The organism is Streptomyces sp. NPDC051320 (assembly GCF_040682175.1).
Classification (GTDB): Bacteria; Actinomycetota; Actinomycetes; order Streptomycetales; family Streptomycetaceae; genus Streptomyces.
Genome location: NZ_JBFBAL010000007.1, coordinates 354,624 through 372,298 on the forward strand (window position 1 = coordinate 354,624; position 17,675 = coordinate 372,298).

Here is a 17,675-nt window from a genome sequence, read left to right on the forward strand (position 1 = left end):
TCGGTGGCGTGCCTCGTGGTGATGGACGACTCAACCACGACCTGCTCCCCGGCGAGAAGGGCCCCCAGGACGCTTGCGGCGTCTTCGGAGTCTGGGCTCCGGGTGAAGAGGTCGCCAAGCTCACCTATTTCGGACTGTATGCCCTGCAGCACCGTGGACAGGAGTCCGCGGGCATCGCAGTGAGCAATGGGTCCCAGATTCTGGTCTTCAAGGACATGGGTCTGGTCTCACAAGTCTTCGACGAAACCTCTCTCGGCTCTCTCCAGGGCCACATCGCGGTGGGTCACGCCCGCTACTCCACCACCGGAGCCTCGGTGTGGGAGAACGCGCAGCCGACCTTCCGTGCGACCGCGCACGGCTCGATCGCGCTCGGTCACAACGGCAACCTGGTCAATACCGCCCAGCTCGCCAAGATGGTCGCGGACCTGCCCAAGGAGAACGGCCGCTCCACCCAGGTGGCAGCCACCAACGACACCGATCTGCTCACCGCGCTGCTCGCGAGTCAGACGGATGACGAGGGGAAGCCGCTGACCATCGAGGAAGCAGCCGCCCAGGTGCTTCCCGCCGCGCAGGGCGCCTTCTCGCTCGTCTTCATGGATGAGCACACGCTGTACGCGGCCCGCGACCCGCAGGGCATCCGCCCGCTGGTGCTCGGCCGCCTCGAGCGTGGCTGGGTCGTCGCTTCGGAGTCCGCCGCCCTGGACATCTGCGGCGCCGCCTTCGTGCGTGAGGTCGAGCCGGGCGAGCTGATCGCCATCGACGAGAACGGTCTGCGGACGTCGCGATTCGCAGAAGCGAAGCCCAAGGGATGCGTCTTTGAGTACGTCTATCTGGCGCGCCCGGACACCGACATCGCCGGCCGGAACGTCTATCTCTCGCGCGTCGAGATGGGACGGAAACTGGCCGAGGAAGCCCCGGCCGAGGCCGACCTGGTGATAGCGACGCCCGAGTCGGGGACGCCCGCAGCGATCGGTTACGCCGAGGCCAGTGGCATCCCGTACGGCTCGGGCCTGGTCAAGAACGCCTATGTCGGCCGGACCTTCATCCAGCCGTCCCAGACGATCCGCCAGCTCGGTATCCGCCTCAAGCTCAATCCGCTCAAGGAAGTCATCCGCGGCAAGCGCCTGGTGGTCGTCGACGATTCGATCGTGCGGGGCAACACACAGCGCGCTCTCGTCAAGATGCTCCGGGAGGCCGGCGCCGCCGAGGTCCACGTCCGGATCTCCTCCCCCCCGGTCAAGTGGCCGTGCTTCTTCGGCATCGACTTCGCCACCCGCGCGGAGCTGATCGCCAACGGTATGACCGTGGACGAGATCGCCACCTCGATGGGCGCCGACTCGCTTTCGTACATCTCCATCGACGGCATGATCGAGGCGACCACCATCGCCAAGCCGAATCTCTGCCGTGCCTGCTTCGACGGCGAGTACCCGATGGACCTGCCCGACCCCGAGCTCCTCGGCAAGCAGCTGCTGGAGACCGAGCTGGCCGCCGGGCCGGCGAGCACCGCCGCCAACGATGCACTTCGTCGCCCGTAAGCAAGCGCCGCAGCCCGTAAGCGTGCAGCCCGTAAGCGTGCAGCCCGTAAGCGTGCAGCCCGTAAGCCCTGCAGTACGACACGAAAGTTCCCAGAGCCATGCCTCCTGAGACCAGTGGTGCCAGCTACGCAGCCGCGGGCGTCGACATCGAAGCCGGTGACCGTGCCGTCGAGCTGATGAAGGAGTGGGTGAAGAAGACCCAGCGCCCCGAGGTCGTCGGCGGCCTCGGTGGATTCGCTGGTCTCTTCGACGCCTCCGCGCTGAAGCGCTACGAGCGTCCGCTGCTGGCGTCCGCCACCGACGGTGTCGGCACCAAAGTCGATCTCGCCCGGAAGATGGGCGTGTACGACACCATCGGCCACGACCTCGTCGGCATGGTCGTCGACGACCTGGTGGTCTGTGGCGCCGAGCCGCTCTTCATGACCGACTACATCTGCGTCGGCAAGGTCTTCCCGGACCGGGTCGCGGCGATCGTGAAGGGCATCGCGGAAGGCTGCGTGCTGGCCGGCTGCGCACTGGTCGGCGGCGAGACCGCCGAACACCCCGGACTGCTCGGCGAGGACGAGTTCGACGTCGCTGGCGCCGGTACGGGCGTGGTCGAGGCCGATCGTCTGCTGGGCGCGGATCGTATCCGTAAGGGTGACGCGATCATCGCGATGGCGTCGTCCGGACTTCACTCCAACGGGTACTCACTCGTCCGCCACGTCGTCTTCGACCGGGCCGGCTGGGCACTGGACCGGCAGGTCGAGGAGTTCGGCAGGACGCTGGGCGAGGAGCTTCTGGAGCCGACCAGGATCTACTCGCTGGACTGCCTGGCGCTGACCCGTACGACCACGGTGCACGGCTTCAGCCACATCACCGGCGGCGGCCTGGCCAATAACCTGGCCCGGGTGATCCCGGACGGTCTGCACGCCATCGTCGACCGTTCGACCTGGCGGCCCGGTGCGGTCTTCGACGTGGTCGGCAAGGCCGGCCAGGTCGAGCGTGCGGAGCTGGAGAAGACCCTCAACATGGGCGTCGGCATGATGGCCGTCGTCCCCGAGGAGTCGGTCGACGCGGCGCTCACCACGCTCGCCGACCGGGGGCTGGACGCCTGGGTCGCCGGGACCGTCGTCGAACGGCAGAGCACCGGGCGCGGCGCGCACACCGCGGGCGCGGAGCTCACCGGGGAGTACGCGAAGTAGACCCCCAGGACAGCACTGACCCGGTCCGGGGCGGATGCCCCGGACCGGGTCGGATGGTGACCATGCTCCATATGTCGAACTCAGCGGCCCGTGTGCTCAGTACCCCGAGCCCTGATGTGCTCGGTGATACAGCGCCCGGTCAGGAGCTGCGCTCTGCGAGGTGTACGTACGTCAAGCGCCGCGGCGCTCGGACGAAGGACCGGACTGATCGTCCTCGTCCTGATCCTCGTTGTAACGATCCGCGTACTGTGCGTACGGGTCATCTTCCTCTTCGTCGTCCTCGAACGGCTCCGCGTTCGGTGGCTGACTCGTAGGAGATGCGCCCAGCTCATTGGCCAGGCGTGACAGGTCTGTTCCGCCGCTGCTGTACTTCAGCTGGCGGGCGACCTTCGTCTGCTTGGCCTTTGCCCGGCCGCGCCCCATGGCTCGACCCCCTCGGTGACGGGGCTCGACGGCCCCAGAGTCTTGACACCCGTGCATGATTCGGAACGGACTCTCCGTAAAGAGTCCGGTCCGTAGGGCTTCAACGGTACCTGCTTCCGCGGCCATACGGTACGCCGCCCGCCGGAAGCACCGCGTCGCAGAACCGGCGAGGAGCCCCGTCCTCGCTGGTCAGCTGCGATTTTAACCTCTTCTGGGCGGCCGACCCGCCGACGGGGGTGAGTCACGTCTCCCCGACAGCGGGTCAGTGGCCGTACACCGTCAGTGGCCGCGCGCCTCGGCCATCCGCTGCTCGGCGATCCGGTCGGCGGCGGCGGCCGGCGGAATACCGTCGTCATTTGCTCGAGCGAAGATCGTCAACGTGGTGTCGAAGATTCCGGCGGCCTTCACCTTGCAGCGGTCGAAGTCGAAACCGTGCAGCTCGTCGGCGACCTGGATCACCCCGCCGGCGTTCACCACGTAGTCCGGCGCGTAGAGGATCCCGCGGTCCGCGAGGTCTTTCTCGACGCCCGGGTGCGCCAGCTGGTTGTTGGCGGCGCCGCAGACCACCTTCGCGGTGAGCACCGGCACGGAGGCGTCGTTGAGCGCGCCGCCCAGCGCGCAGGGGGCGTAGATGTCCAGGCCTTCGACGCGGATCAGCGCTTCGGTGTCGGCGACCGCGGTCACCTGTCCGGCGTGCTTGTCGATGACGTGGCGCACGGTGTCCTCGCGGACATCCGTGATGACGACCTGGGCGCCGTCCGACAGCAGGTGCTCCACCAGGTGGTGGCCGACCTTGCCGACGCCCGCGACGCCGACCTTGCGGCCGCGCAGCGTGGGGTCGCCCCAAAGGTGCTGGGCACTGGCCCGCATGCCCTGGAAGACGCCGAAGGCGGTCAGCACCGACGAGTCGCCCGCGCCGCCGTTTTCGGGGGAGCGCCCGGTGGTCCAGCGGCACTCGCGCGCCACCACGTCCATGTCGGCCACGTAGGTGCCGACGTCGCAGGCGGTGACGTAGCGACCGCCGAGCGAAGCGACGCAGCGGCCGTAGGCCAGCAGGAGTTCCTCGGTCTTGATCACACCGGGATCCCCGATGATGACGGCCTTGCCGCCGCCGTGGTCCAGCCCGGCCATGGCGTTCTTGTACGACATGCCGCGGGCGAGATTCAGCGCGTCCGCGACGGCCGCCCCCTCGCTCGCATACGGGTAGAAGCGGGTCCCGCCGAGGGCCGGGCCCAGAGCGGTGGAGTGGATGGCGATCACGGCCTTCAGGCCGGAGGCACGGTCCTGGCAGAGCACGACTTGCTCGTGTCCGCCCTGTTCCGAGTGGAACAGGGTGTGCAGTACATCGACAGGAGCGCCGGTCACATCGGTCACTGTGGTGACTCCCAAGTACGAAGCGGCGAATTTCGGTTGCTGGACCTTCTTACGGGTGGAGAGAGCCCGGCTGGCAGCAGATTAGGCCCTACGCGCCCGTAGATCAGGCGCAGTGCGCAGGATCACCCCCTGGTGGAGCAGTGCCATGGGACGATTCAGCTCATGGCGGTGGTGTCCTCGGTGATCGTGCCCTATACGTCCTATCTGCGGGTCTACGAGCCGCTGGCGGCCTTTCCGGAGGCCGAACGCGAGCATTGGACCCGCTATGCACGGAGAGTCGATCTGCCGACCGCACAGGACGAACTGAGGCGTTCGCTGGCGGATCTGCTGCCGATGCCGCCGGTCGCCGTGCCGGTGCACGAGAGCGCCGAGGCGTTCGTGGCCGAGCTGGACGGGGTCGTCTGTGTCTGCCCCTGGCGGACCAGGCTGCGTGGCTGGCAGGCTCTGGAGGAGCTCTCCGAGCAGTACCCGGCGGCGGTGCTCGACGTGGTGCTGCCCCCCGTGGTGCGCCGGCAGGCCGCCGCGGACTACGAGCGGTGGCGGGAGCGGAACCCGGATGCCCGGCCCTGGATCCGGACCACGGTGTGGCACGTCCCGGTGCGCTGGTTCACACTTTTCGACGACGCGGAGCGGGAATACGCCAAGGCGTCGGACGGTGCGCCGCCGGTGCTGCGTTACCGGACCCCGATGGTGCAGGCCAGGCGCCGGCTGGCACGCTCGTTGAAGACGCTCAGGGAGCACTTCGACGAGGGGCCGCTCATTGACGGCCTGGTCGACGTCGGCAAGTGGCTGGAGGAGTTCCACCCCCGGTCGCTGGTCGAGCTCGACTACGGCGGTCTGGTGCACGCGCTGCCCGACGCGCAGTTGGCCGACGACCGGTCCGCCGCCGATGTGGCGGCCGCGGTCGCCGCTCTGCGGACCGGGGACGATGACGCCGCGGACGCTGCCTACGAGCGGCTTTCGGACCGCTGGAGGGCCGTTCGGGAGCGGCAGGTCGCCAACTGACCCGGCGAGGCCGACCGTCCGGGAAGGTCTGTCGGCCCCGCTCGATGACCTAGGTCCCGATACGGGCCTTTGTGTCAAGCGTGATGGACCGCACTTACCGGGGCCTTGCGCCCATCCCCCATCCTCGTGCCAAAATAGGACAAGGAGTCCGGAGTGGGCTCCTTCCGCCCAAGTAAGGGCGGATTTCTCGGCATTGTCCTCTTTGGTGGATCTGGTGTCTCCTGATCACCATGTGACTGATCGTCACTGTGGTGTGACTGTCCGCTATGGCATGGTCCATCGGACTTCCGCCACTGATGAACACCTGAGAGGGCAATTCCATCGGTTTGGCCGACGTGGCTGGACGGATGGTGTAGTTGTAGTGCCGAAGACAAGCCGTTCGTCCTATAACCGACTCGACCTGCGGTGCGCCATTTCGGGCAACGCGGGTCAAGGTGCAGAATTTAGAGGAATGAACCGAGATGGTTCGGTTCTCCGAGGAGGCCGCTCATGACCGCTCGCACCCCTGATGCCGAGCCGCTGTTGACCCCGGCTGAGGTTGCCACGATGTTCCGTGTGGACCCGAAGACGGTCACACGCTGGGCAAAGGCGGGCAAGCTCACGTCCATCCGCACGCTGGGTGGACATCGCCGGTATCGCGAAGCAGAGGTCCGTGCACTGCTTGCGGGCATCCCGCAGCAGCGCAGCGAGGCCTGAACACCCCGATAAATCGGGTGTTTCCGGGCCCCTAACCCGGATTGCCCGCTATTGCTTCACATGGCAGTTGTCCGCCCCAACGGACGGCGGCCCTTGATCGCGCTGGACTCCGCCGGGTCCAGCGCGATTTTTTTTGCGCCGAGTCCTGGTCGGCTGCGGCTCCGTGGGGTCGGCGCTCGCGCCGACCCCACGGCAGGTCCCAGGGGCGTACGAGGCGTGGCCGGCTGCCGCGGAGACCGTGCGGGGGCAGGGTTATGGCCTTGTCGGCGCCTGTCGGCCCGCTCGCAGTCCGGCCGGTCGGTACGCCCGGCACGGTGGTGCAATTGCACATATTAAATTGGCTTCGTGTAGGGCGGGGTTAAGTTCGTCCGTTGTAAAAACTGATTCAGTGACACCCGTCACATGGCGCGCCCCTTGCCAAACCGTCAGCTCGCCCTGATAAGGCGCCCGTTGGGTGGGTTCGGGTCATTCGGTCGCGGGCTCCCCGCGCTTGCCGTGCCGGTCCTGCGGCGAGCCGCAGGCAGGACAGAAGAAGACCCGCATCCTACGGATGCGGGTCTTCTTCTACTGCGGTCCTGACGGGATTTGAACCCGCGGCCTCCACCTTGACAGGGTGGCGAGCACTCCAAACTGCTCCACAGGACCAGGTTTCGCGGCCGTGCCGGGCGACTGGGTCGCACAGGCTGACTTCCGTTCGGCTGCGAGACAGACTGTACAGGAGGCCGGGCCCCTGGTCGAACCGGATAGCGGGGTGCTCAGCGGGAAGCAGTCAGCGCTTGGTCGATGGCCTTCACGATGCGTTTGTCGGAGACGGTCATGGCCGTACCGAGCGCATGCGCGAAGTAGCTCACCCGCAGTTCCTCGATCATCCAGCGGATGTCGGTGACCTGCTGCGGGACAGGCCGCCCCGGCGGCAGCTGTTCGAGCAGCCAGGCGTACTCGTCCTGCATCTCGTGCACCTTCTCCATGCGGGTGGTGTCCCGCTGGACCGCCGTCGGCATCTGCTGGAGGCGCCGGTCGGCCGCCACCAGATACCGCATCAGGTCGGGCAGCCGGCGCAGCCCCGTCGCGGTGACGAAGCCCGGCTTGATGAGCGCCGCCAACTGGGTCCGGACATCGGTGAGGTTGGCCAGCAGCACCGGGCTGGTGGTGGCCTTCAGCCGCCGCTCACAAGCCTGCCAGGCGGCCAGGATCTGCTGCACCTGGTCGACCGTCCTGATGGTCGTCTCGACGAGGTCGGCGCGCACCTTCTCGTACAGCTTCCGGAACGACTCCTCGTCCCAGGCCGGCCCGCCGTGCTCGGCGATCAGCTTGTCGGCCGCCGCGCTCGCACAGTCCTCGAAGAGCGCCGGGATCGAACCGTGCGGGTTACGGGACAGCGCGAGCTTCGCCTGATTGGTGAGCCGGTCCGACGCGAACTTGGCGGGGTTCACCGGGATGTTCAGCAGGATCAGCCGGCGGGTGCCCCGCCACATCGCCTGCTGCTGTTCGGCCGGGGTGTCGAAGAGGCGTAGCGAGACGCTCTCACCGGCGTCCAGCAGTGCGGGGAACGCCCGCACCGGCTGGCCGGCCCGCCGGGTCTCGAAGACCTTCTCCAGTGTGCCGATCGTCCAGTCGGTGAGGCCGGTGCGCTCGACGGACTCGCCTGTCGGGCCCGCCGTGGCCGCGGCGGCCTGGGAGATCGCCTGCCGGGCCTTGGGGCGCAGCGCGACCTTCAGGGCCTCCAGGTCCTTGTCCTCGGCCACCTTGCGGCGCCGTTCGTCGACGACCCGGAAGGTGATCTTCAAATGGTCCGGGATCCGGGACAGATCGAAGTCGTCCGCGGTGACCGGCACTCCGACCATCCGCTGCAGCTCCCGCGCGAGCGTCAGCGGCAGCGGTTCCTGTCTAGGCACCGCACGGTCCAGGAAGGCCCCGGCGTAGTTCGGCGCGGGCACGTAGTGCCGGCGGATCGGCTTCGGCAGCGAGCGGATCAGCTCGGTGACGACCTCCTCGCGCAGCCCGGGAATCTGCCAGTCGAAACCCTCCGGCGTGACCTGGTTGAGCACCTGGAGCGGGATGTGCACGGTGACGCCGTCGGCGTCCGCGCCCGGCTCGAACTGGTACGTCACCCGGAACTTCAGCTTTCCCTGCCGCCAGGAGTCCGGATAGTCGTCCTTGGTGACCGACCCGGCCTTCTCCGTGATGAGCATCGAGCGCTCGAAGTCCAGCGCCTCGGGCTCCTCGCGCTGCTTCTTCTTCCACCAGGAGTCGAAGTGCGCCCCGGAGACGACATGTTCGGGGATGCGCTCGTCGTAGAAATCGAAGAGCGTCTCGTCGTCCACCAGGATGTCGCGGCGCCTGGCGCGGTGTTCCAGCTCCTCGACCTCGGCGAGCAGCCTGCGGTTGTCCGCGAAGAACTTGTGGTGGGTACGCCAGTCGCCCTCGACCAGTGCGTTGCGAATGAAAAGTTCCCGGCTGGTCTCCGGGTCGATCCGGCCGTAATTGATCTTCCGCTGGGCGACGATCGGCACGCCGTACAGCGTCACCCGCTCGTACGCCATGACGGCCGCCTGGTCCTTCTCCCAGTGCGGCTCGCTGTAGGTGCGCTTCAGCAGATGCTGGGCGACCGGCTCGATCCACTCGGGCTCGATCTTCGCGTTGACCCTGGCCCAGAGCCGCGAGGTCTCCACCAGTTCGGCGGACATGATGAAGCGCGGCTGCTTCTTGAAGAGCGCCGAACCGGGGAAAATCGCGAACTTGGCACTGCGGGCGCCCAGATACTCGTTCTTCTCGGTGTCCTTGAGCCCGATGTGCGACAGCAGCCCGGCCAGCAGCGAGGTGTGCACGGACTGCTCGGGAGCGTCCTCCTCGTTCAGGTGGACGCCCATCGTCCTGGCGACCGATCGCAGCTGCGCGTAGATGTCCTGCCACTCGCGGATGCGCAGGAAGTTCAGATACTCCTGCTTGCACATCCGGCGGAAGCTGGACGAACCGCGCTCCTTCTGCTGCTCCTGCACATAGCGCCAGAGGTTGAGGAAGGCCAGGAAGTCGGAGGTCTCGTCCTTGAAGCGGGCGTGCTGCTGGTCGGCCTGCTGCTGTTTCTCCGAAGGCCGTTCGCGCGGGTCCTGGATGGAGAGCGCCGCGGCGATCACCATGACCTCGCGCACACAGCCGTTGCGGTCCGCCTCCAGCACCATCCGGGCCAGCCGCGGGTCCACCGGCAGCTGACTGAGCTTGCGGCCTTCCGGAGTGAGCCGGCGTTTGGGGTCCTTCTCCTTGGGGTCCAGCGCGCCGAGCTCCTGCAGCAACTGGACGCCGTCCCGGATGTTGCGGTGGTCCGGCGGATCGATGAAGGGGAACTTCTCGATGTCGCCGAGCCCGGCCGCTGACATCTGGAGGATGACGGAGGCGAGATTGGTCCGGAGGATCTCCGGATCGGTGAACTCCGGGCGGGTGAGGAAGTCGTCCTCGGAATACAGCCGGATGCAGATGCCGTCGGACGTACGACCGCAGCGGCCCTTGCGCTGGTTGGCGCTGGCCTGCGAGATCCGCTCGATGGGCAGCCGCTGCACCTTGGTGCGGTGGCTGTAGCGGGAGATCCGCGCAGTGCCCGGGTCGATCACGTACTTGATGCCGGGGACCGTCAGCGAGGTCTCGGCGACATTGGTGGCCAGCACCACGCGTCTCCCGCTGTGCTGCTGGAAGACCCGGTGCTGCTCGGCGTGCGACAGCCGGGCGTACAGCGGAAGCACCTCGGTATGCCGGAGGTCGCGTTTGCCGAGTGCGTCGGCGGTGTCGCGGATCTCCCGCTCGCCCGACAGGAAGACCAGCACGTCGCCGGGACCCTCGCCCTGGAGCTCGTCCACCGCATCGCAGATAGCGGTGATCTGGTCGCGGTCCGAGTCGTCGCCCTCCTCCTCCAGCAACGGCCGGTACCGCACATCCACCGGATAGGTACGCCCGCTGACCTCCACGATCGGCGCATCGCCGAAGTGGCGCGAGAAACGCTCGGGGTCGATGGTCGCCGAGGTGATGACGACCTTGAGATCGGGCCGCTTCGGCAGCAGCTGGGCCAGGTAACCCAGCAGGAAGTCGATGTTCAGCGACCGCTCATGGGCCTCGTCGATGATGATCGTGTCGTAGGCGCGCAGCTCACGGTCGGTCTGGATCTCCGCGAGCAGGATGCCGTCCGTCATCAGCTTGACGAAGGTGGCGTCCTGATTGACCTGGTCGGTGAAGCGGACCTTCCAGCCGACCGCCTCGCCCAGCGGGGTCCGCATCTCGTCGGCGATGCGCTCCGCGACCGTACGGGCGGCGATCCTGCGCGGCTGGGTGTGGCCGATCATGCCGCGGACGCCGCGCCCCAGTTCCAGGCAGATCTTCGGAATCTGGGTGGTCTTGCCGGATCCCGTCTCGCCCGCGACGATCACCACCTGGTGATCGCGTATCGCCTCGGCGATCTCGTCCTTCTTCTGGCTGACCGGCAGCTGTTCCGGATAGCTGATCGCGGGCACCCGGGCAGCGCGGCGGGCGACCCGTTCCGCGGACTTCTCGGCCTCCGCGGCGATCTCGTCCAGCACCGCCTGCCGGGCCGCCGGCTTGTGGATACGGCGGGCGCCCTCGAGACGCCGCCCGAGCCGGTGCGCGTCGCGCAGCGACAGATCGTTGAGCGTGGCCTGGAGATCAGCGAAGGAAGTAGACATACCTGACCCAGGATCTCACTCGGCGGAACGGACTGGCGAACGGATTTGCCCGCGTCCGCTTATGCACCATTCTGACCGCGTACGCCCCCTATATCTGGTTTAGCGTGAACTTCATGTCCGACCCGATGGAACCGCGCGGCGCTCACTCCGGCTCGGCGACGCACCGCGCGCGGTGGGACGCCTTCAAGCGGTCGCCCTTCCTGCCGGCGACCGTGCTGGTCCTCATTCTGTCGGCAGCCGCCTCGCTCTTCGCCGGCTCCTACACGTACTTCATGGCGAACCCGACACCGCACCGCGTCCCCACGGCGGTGGTCGGTGCTTACGAGTCACCCGTCGGACAGCAGTTCATCCTCGGCATGGAGAAGGCCCTCGACGCCTCTATGCAGCTGCATCCCTATGCGACGGCCGCCGATGCGCGACGGGCGGTGGATCAGCAGCGGGTCTTCGCCATCGTGGACGTGCAGAGCACCGAGGTCCGGCTCGCCGTGTCCGGCGCCTCGGGCGCGACCGCGGCCCAGGTCATCTCCCAGGCGGGGCCGGAAGTCGGCAAGGTGACCGGCGTCCCCGTGCAGGTCCGGGACATCAGACCGCTCCAGCGGGGCGATCCGCGCGGGCTCGCGCTCTTCTACATCTCACTGGCCGCCGTGATCATCGGCTTCGTCGGCGCCATCCAGCTCTCGGTGCACGCACGGGCCCTCAATCCGGCGGAACGGATCGCCTTCACCGTGGCCTACGCGCTGCTCGGGGGATTCGCCATCGCGGCGGTGGTGGACTGGCTGCTCGGCGCGCTGGATCTGCCGTTCCTGGAATCCTGGATGATCCTGGCGCTGACCATGTTCACCTCGGGCATGGTCTTCACCATGTTCAACACCCTGCTGGGCCGCTGGGCGATGCTTCCCACCTGGGGGCTGATGGTGCTGCTGGGCAACCCGTCGTCGGGCGGCGCGGTGTCCTGGCCGCTGCTGCCCTCCACGCTGGGGCGGATCGGGCAGTGGCTGCCGCCCGGCGCCTCGGTCAACGCCCAGCACACCGCGGTGTACTTCGGCGAGTACCAGCACGCCTTCCCGTTTCTGGTGCTGGCCGGCTGGGCGCTGGTGTCCTGCGCGATCTTCTGGACCTGGCGCCACCGGCACCCGGGTGGCCGAACGCCGGCCGCGGAGCCCGCGGACTGAGTGGGCCGGCGGACACGCGGAAGGCCCCGACCGAGGTCGGGGCCTTCCGGGAAGTGGCTGGGGCCGGGATCGAACCGGCGACCTATCGCTTTTCAGGCGATCGCTCGTACCAACTGAGCTACCCAGCCACGCGGCTCATTCGAGCCACAGCGGTCCTGACGGGATTTGAACCCGCGGCCTCCACCTTGACAGGGTGGCGAGCACTCCAAACTGCTCCACAGGACCAAGCAATGTGCGACCACTAGTTTCGCACAGATTCTGCGTGCCCCCAACGGGATTCGAACCCGTGCTACCGCCTTGAAAGGGCGGCGTCCTGGGCCACTAGACGATGAGGGCAAAACTGCAAGCGTTGCTGCTTCTGTGTCTGTAGACCCCAAGCAGCGAGGACGTCAGAAGCATGTGACTCCGCTTTCCCCCAAAAGGTTCCGCTTCTTCTTCAACCACTAAGGTTTCGGAACGGTCAAGCCCTGACCGGCGCCCTTGGGCACGTCGGAGACTGTACTACGGTGTTTCGGCGTCAGCCAAACCGAATAGGCGAAGGTGTCGGTCCGGGTCGGGGCTCGTTCGCGAGATGGCGGCTGACCTCGGCTGTCGTCAGCCCCAGGCCGCCCAGCGTGATCTCGTCCCAGGCCTGCAGACGGCGGGTCGTGCGGTCCAGATAGAGCACCGAGGCGAGCACCTTCTCCGGATGCTTGTTCTGCACGGCCCGCAGGCCGCCACCACCCGTGGAGCCCTCAACCTTGAGCCGGGTGCCAAGCTTCAGGATCTCGTTCTCGCGGTGGTGCACGTGCCCGGCCAGCACCAGCGGCACCGTGCCGTCCGTCTCGCGCGCCGCCACCGGCTCGTGCGCGACGGCGATGTCGACCGGCGTACCGGCGGCCTTCTGGTCGCTGATGGCCGAGGCGAGCCGGATGCCGGCCAGCCGTTCCGAGGCGTCCCCGCCGGGCACGACGGAGCGGTCCGGGGTGAACTGCGGGTCTCCGGTGCCGGCTATCCGCAGACCGCCGACCGTCACGGCACGGCCCTCGTCCAGTACCCGCACGTTCCTGAAGTGCCGCAGGTACTTCTGGGTGGTGGCCGAATCGTGGTTGCCGCGCACCCAGACGTAGGGCACGCCCAGGTCCTTGATCGGGTCGAGGAACTGGTTCTCGGCGGCGGTGCCGTGGTCCATCGTGTCGCCGGAATCGATGACCACGTCGATCCGGTACTGCTTCACCAGCGAGGCGATGATCGGCCAGGACGCCGGATTCAGATGGATGTCCGAGACATGCAGGACCCGGATCGTGCCGGGGTCGGGCTGGTACGCCGGCAGGGTCGAGGCCGCGTCGTACAGCTTGGTCACATTGGTGACCAGACGCGCCAGTTCCTCCTGGTAGACGTCGAAGTCGCTCACGATCGAGCGGGCGTTGCCCACCAGCTGCGGGGCGGACGACAGCAGCCCGGAGTACTTCGGCTCCAGGACCGATTTCGGGTTCCAGGTGGCGTATGCGCCGACGCCCGACGCCGCCAGCAGGGCCAGCGCGAGACCGCCGGCCGCCAGGGCGCGGCGTGGGCGGCGGTAGACGAGCAGACCGAGCGTGGTGCCTCCCACGACGACGGCGGCGCAGGAGCGCACCGCCAGGTCGAGGGTGCCGTGCTCGATGTCGTGGGCGATCTCGTCCTGAAGGCCGGAGATCCGCTCCGGGTGCTGCACCAGAGCCTGGGCCCGGACCGGATCCAGCCGGTCGACGTCCACGTCGAGGCGGATGGGGGCGGTGTGCGAATCGAGCTCCAGGGCGCCCAGCGGAGCGATGTTGATCTTTGTGCCGCCGGTGAGGGAGGGACGCAGGGTCATCGTGGTGTCCATCGGCCCGACCGGCGTACGTACGTTCCCCACGACCAGCAGTCCCAGCCAGGCGCCGAACAACACCACCGTCACCAGGCCCAGAGCGCGGGCCCAGGGGCGCGGGGTGCGGACGAGGTGCCGGAACGGTTCGGCTGATGCCATTCGTGCCGTATGCCCAAGCGGAGAGCCGGTCATGCGGGCCGGGTGCACGCGGCCCGGGTGCACCCGGACTTGACGCACGCCGACTTGGTGCGCGCGGGCATCCGGCGCGTCCGGGCGTACTACGTGACAATGGCCGGGTGCTGGAGATGACGCGTGAGGAGTTCGAGGAGCTTGTCGCCGAGGCGCTGGACCGCATCCCACCGGAACTGACGCGGCTGATGGACAACGTCGCCGTCTTCGTCGACGACGAGCCCACCAGCGACAACCCCGAGTTGTTGGGGCTCTACGAGGGCACGCCGTTGACCGAGCGCGGCGAGTGGTACGCGGGGGTGCTGCCGGACCGGATCACCGTCTACCGGGGGCCGGCGCTGCGGATGTGCGGCTCGCGCGAGGAGGTGGTGGCGGAGACGGAGATCACCGTGGTGCATGAGATAGCCCACCACTTCGGCATCGACGACGCCCGGCTGCACGCCCTGGGGTACGGCTGATCCCGCGCCGGGCGTGTCCCTTGCGGGGGAAAGAGAGTTGAGCACTGCGACCTCGTTCACCCGTCCGCTCCCGGAGGTGCGCCTCGTGCGCCAGTTGCCCGTCCCTGCTCGATTGGTCGTCGCCGTGATGGCGGTCGCGGCCTCGGCGGGGTGCGTGAGTGTGACCGACCATCCGGGAAAGCCGGGGTCCTCGGCCTCGTCGGGGCCGCACGGCAGTCAGGCGAGGCCGGACGGTGCGGTGGCGGCGCCGGGCGGCGGCGGGGGCCGCGCCCAAGGCGTGACGGGGAAGAAGGCGAAACACGGCGGGACGGGCAAGAAGGGTGCCAAGCACCAGGGTGACTCCGCGTCAGCCGAGCCGGGGCCGAAGCCGTCCGCTCGCGTCGGGGCGCCCGCACCCGGCAGGCCCGGCCCGGCGGAACCCTCGGTTCCCGGCGGCAGGCCACCGGGGCCGCCCGCCGACAGCCCGACGCCACCTCCGCCGCCGGCGGATCAACCGGCCGCGAGCGCTTCGCCCGACCCGGGCAGCACCCCGCCGGGAGCCACCCCGCCACCGTCGGCGGAACCAGCGAAGCGGACCGGCGCAATGCCGCTGCCGCACGCATCACCGCAGGTGGCAGCGGCTTAGCAGCGGTCGGTTTGCCAGAACTGGGGGAGGGTGCGTATGGTAGTAGATCGTTTGATCCCATTGCCCGGCGCCGACACAGAAGAGCGCCGTGTGGCGCGTACTCTCCCTTGCCGTGGCTGGACCGCATTGAGGCGGTCGAAATTGCGAATCACGGAGTTATGGGCGCGTGCCGAGACTCCGGAAGGTTTCGCATTTCGCATGTCCAATTTCAGTTCTGACCACGCCGTCCTGCCCGAGAACGACGAGATCATCGCCGACGCCGAGGCGGTCGTGGTCCAGGCCGAGACGGCTGTCACCGAGGCCGCAGTGGCCGAGGAAACCACCGCCGAGGCCACGCCCGGGACGGTCACCGAGACCGCCCCCGCCGCCGAAGCCGCCGCCGACCGGACCGCCGATGCCGCTGCGGACGCCGACCCGAGCGCCGACGCCGGCGAGTCCGCCGACCCGACCGCCGACGCCGGCGAGTCCGCCGAGCCGTCCGTGACCTTCGGGTCGCTGGGCCTGCCCGACGGCATCGTCCGCAAGCTCGCGCAGAACGGCGTCACCGCCCCCTTCCCGATCCAGGCGGCGACCATCCCGGACGCCCTGGCCGGCAAGGACATCCTCGGCCGCGGCCGTACCGGCTCCGGCAAGACGCTCTCCTTCGGTCTCCCGATGCTGGCCACCCTCTCCGGCGGTCACACCGAGAAGAAGAAGCCGCGCGGCATCATCCTCACCCCGACCCGCGAGCTCGCCATGCAGGTCGCGGACGCGCTCCAGCCGTACGGCGACGTACTCGGCCTGAAGATGAAGGTCGTCTGCGGCGGTACGTCCATGAGCAACCAGATCTACGCCCTGGAGCGCGGCGTCGACATCCTCGTCGCCACGCCGGGCCGACTGCGCGACATCATCAACCGCGGCGCCTGCTCGCTCGCCAACGTCCAGGTCGCCGTGCTCGACGAGGCCGACCAGATGTCCGACCTGGGCTTCATGCCCGAGGTCACCGAGCTGCTCGACCAGATCCCCGGCGGCGGCCAGCGGATGCTCTTCTCCGCCACCATGGAGAACGAGATCAGCACGCTGGTCAAGCGCTACCTGACCAACCCGGTCAGCCACGAGGTCGACAGCGCCCAGGGCAACGTCTCGACCATGAGCCACCACGTGCTCGTCGTGAAGCCCAAGGACAAGGCGCCGGTCACCGCGGCGATCGCCGCCCGCAAGGGCCGCACCATCATCTTCGTGCGCACCCAGCTCGGCGCCGACCGCATCGCCGAGCAGCTCGCCGAGTCGGGCGTCAAGGCCGACGCGCTGCACGGCGGCATGACGCAGGGTGCCCGCACCCGCGTCCTGGAGGACTTCAAGAAGGGCTACGTCAACGCCCTGGTCGCCACCGACGTCGCCGCTCGCGGCATTCACGTCGACGGCATCGACCTGGTCCTGAACGTGGACCCGGCCGGTGACCACAAGGACTACCTGCACCGTTCGGGCCGTACCGCCCGGGCCGGCAAGTCCGGCGTGGTCGTCTCACTCTCGCTGCCGCACCAGCGCCGCCAGATCTTCCGGATGATGGAGGACGCCGGCGTCGACGCCGCGCGCCACATCGTCCAGGGTGCCGGTGTCTTCGAGCCCGAGGTCGCCGAGATCACCGGGGCCCGTTCGCTGACCGAGGTCCAGGCCGACTCCGCGAACAACGCCGCCAAGCAGGCGGAGCGCGAGGCCAAGGACCTCACCCGTGAGCTGGAGCGCGTCCAGCGCCGGGCCACCGAGCTGCGCGAGGAGGCCGACCGTCTGGTGGCGCGTGCCGCCCGCGAGCGCGGTGACGACCCCGAGACGGCCGTCGCCGAGCTCGCCGCTGCCACCGCAGCCGAGCTGGCCGCCGCAGCGGTGCCCGCGCAGCCGAGGGCGGAGCAGCGCGAGGAGCGCCGCGACGACCGCGGCAGCTTCCAGCGCCGTGACGACCGCGGTGGTTCGCGTGGCGGTGACCGTGGTGGTTTCCAGCGCCGTGACGACCGCGGTGGTGACCGTGGCGGGTTCCGTGGCGGCGACCGCCGTGACGACCGTGGCGGTGACCGTGGTGGCTTCCGCCGTGACGACCGTCCTTCGGGCGGCGACCGTGGTGGCTTCCGCCGTGACGACCGTCCGTCCGGTGGCTTCCGCCGCGACGACCGCCCCTCGGGTGGCTTCCGCCGTGACGACCGTCCCTCGGGTGGTTACCGTGGTGGCGAGCGCCGCGACGACCGTCCGTCCGGTGGTTACCGTGGCGGCGAGCGCCGCGACGACCGCGGCGGCGACCGTGGTGGTTTCCAGCGCCGTGACGACCGCCCCTCCGGCGGCCACCGTGGCAGCGACCGTCCGTTCAACCGTGACGACCGTCCCACCGGCGGCTTCCGCTCCGGCGGCGACCGTCCGAGCGGCCGCCGTGACGACCACCGCACCACCGGCACGGGGACCGGCACCGGTTCCTTCGGCCGCCGCGACGACAAGCCGCGCTGGAAGCGCAGCTGACACCGTCCCAGGTGCTC

General features: G+C 68.7%; 11 protein-coding genes and 4 tRNA genes. 7 read left to right on the forward strand and 8 right to left on the reverse strand.

Going from position 1 to position 17,675, the window contains the following annotated elements; all coding sequences use genetic code 11:
- Positions 1 to 8: 8 nt before the first annotated feature.
- Both purF and purM read left to right on the forward strand, forming a co-directional pair.
- Positions 9 to 1,535 (forward strand): amidophosphoribosyltransferase, encoded by a 1,527-nt coding sequence (gene purF / locus AB0M87_RS18485; RefSeq protein ID WP_365854059.1) that lies wholly within the window; start codon positions 9 to 11, stop codon positions 1,533 to 1,535.
- A gap of 98 nt (positions 1,536 to 1,633) precedes the next feature.
- Entirely contained in the window at positions 1,634 to 2,719 is a 1,086-nt protein-coding gene (purM, locus tag AB0M87_RS18490; protein ID WP_365854061.1) for a phosphoribosylformylglycinamidine cyclo-ligase, read from the forward strand.
- 171 nt (positions 2,720 to 2,890) lie between these two features.
- Here the strand turns inward: purM and AB0M87_RS18495 are convergent, their stop codons facing one another.
- Together AB0M87_RS18495 and AB0M87_RS18500 are read right to left on the reverse strand one after the other, a co-directional pair.
- Entirely contained in the window at positions 2,891 to 3,142 is a 252-nt protein-coding gene (locus tag AB0M87_RS18495; RefSeq protein ID WP_365854063.1) for a DUF3073 domain-containing protein, read from the reverse strand.
- A gap of 279 nt (positions 3,143 to 3,421) precedes the next feature.
- The gene (locus AB0M87_RS18500) at positions 3,422 to 4,516 is read right to left on the reverse strand and encodes a Glu/Leu/Phe/Val dehydrogenase dimerization domain-containing protein (protein WP_365854065.1); all 1,095 of its coding nucleotides are present in this window, start codon (positions 4,514 to 4,516) and stop codon (positions 3,422 to 3,424) included.
- A gap of 162 nt (positions 4,517 to 4,678) precedes the next feature.
- Here AB0M87_RS18500 and AB0M87_RS18505 point away from each other — a divergent pair, with 162 nt between their 5' ends.
- A complete protein-coding gene (locus AB0M87_RS18505) occupies positions 4,679 to 5,521 on the forward strand; it encodes a hypothetical protein (protein ID WP_365854068.1) in 843 nt (280 codons plus the stop codon).
- A gap of 489 nt (positions 5,522 to 6,010) precedes the next feature.
- Positions 6,011 to 6,217, forward strand: a complete 207-nt coding sequence (bldC, locus tag AB0M87_RS18510; RefSeq protein WP_003949541.1) for a developmental transcriptional regulator BldC — start codon at positions 6,011 to 6,013, stop codon at positions 6,215 to 6,217.
- Positions 6,218 to 6,787: 570 nt separating this feature from the next.
- Here the strand turns inward: bldC and AB0M87_RS18515 are convergent.
- Together AB0M87_RS18515 and hrpA are read right to left on the reverse strand one after the other, a co-directional pair.
- A tRNA-Asp gene (locus AB0M87_RS18515) sits at positions 6,788 to 6,862 on the reverse strand.
- A gap of 110 nt (positions 6,863 to 6,972) precedes the next feature.
- Positions 6,973 to 10,902 (reverse strand): ATP-dependent RNA helicase HrpA, encoded by a 3,930-nt coding sequence (hrpA, locus tag AB0M87_RS18520; RefSeq protein ID WP_365854070.1) that lies wholly within the window; start codon positions 10,900 to 10,902, stop codon positions 6,973 to 6,975.
- A 113-nt stretch (positions 10,903 to 11,015) separates the two neighbouring features.
- Between hrpA and AB0M87_RS18525 the strand changes: the two genes are divergently transcribed.
- Entirely contained in the window at positions 11,016 to 12,074 is a 1,059-nt protein-coding gene (locus AB0M87_RS18525) for an ABC transporter permease (protein WP_365854072.1), read from the forward strand.
- 54 nt (positions 12,075 to 12,128) lie between these two features.
- On the opposite strand, the gene AB0M87_RS18530 is transcribed toward AB0M87_RS18525, so the two are convergent.
- From AB0M87_RS18530 to AB0M87_RS18545, 4 genes are all read right to left on the reverse strand, one after another.
- A tRNA-Phe gene (locus AB0M87_RS18530) sits at positions 12,129 to 12,202 on the reverse strand.
- Positions 12,203 to 12,224: 22 nt separating this feature from the next.
- A tRNA-Asp gene (locus tag AB0M87_RS18535) sits at positions 12,225 to 12,299 on the reverse strand.
- Positions 12,300 to 12,337: 38 nt separating this feature from the next.
- Positions 12,338 to 12,410 (reverse strand) — tRNA-Glu (locus AB0M87_RS18540).
- A 181-nt stretch (positions 12,411 to 12,591) separates the two neighbouring features.
- A complete protein-coding gene (locus tag AB0M87_RS18545; protein WP_365854074.1) occupies positions 12,592 to 14,061 on the reverse strand; it encodes a metallophosphoesterase in 1,470 nt (489 codons plus the stop codon).
- Between the two features lie 137 nt (positions 14,062 to 14,198).
- On the opposite strand from AB0M87_RS18545, the gene AB0M87_RS18550 reads away from it, so the two are divergent.
- Together AB0M87_RS18550 and AB0M87_RS18555 are read left to right on the forward strand one after the other, a co-directional pair.
- On the forward strand, positions 14,199 to 14,549 hold the full coding sequence (locus tag AB0M87_RS18550; RefSeq protein WP_365854076.1) for a metallopeptidase family protein: 351 nt from the start codon (positions 14,199 to 14,201) through the stop codon (positions 14,547 to 14,549).
- A gap of 823 nt (positions 14,550 to 15,372) precedes the next feature.
- On the forward strand, positions 15,373 to 17,658 hold the full coding sequence (locus AB0M87_RS18555; protein ID WP_365854078.1) for a DEAD/DEAH box helicase: 2,286 nt from the start codon (positions 15,373 to 15,375) through the stop codon (positions 17,656 to 17,658).
- Positions 17,659 to 17,675 lie beyond the last annotated feature (17 nt).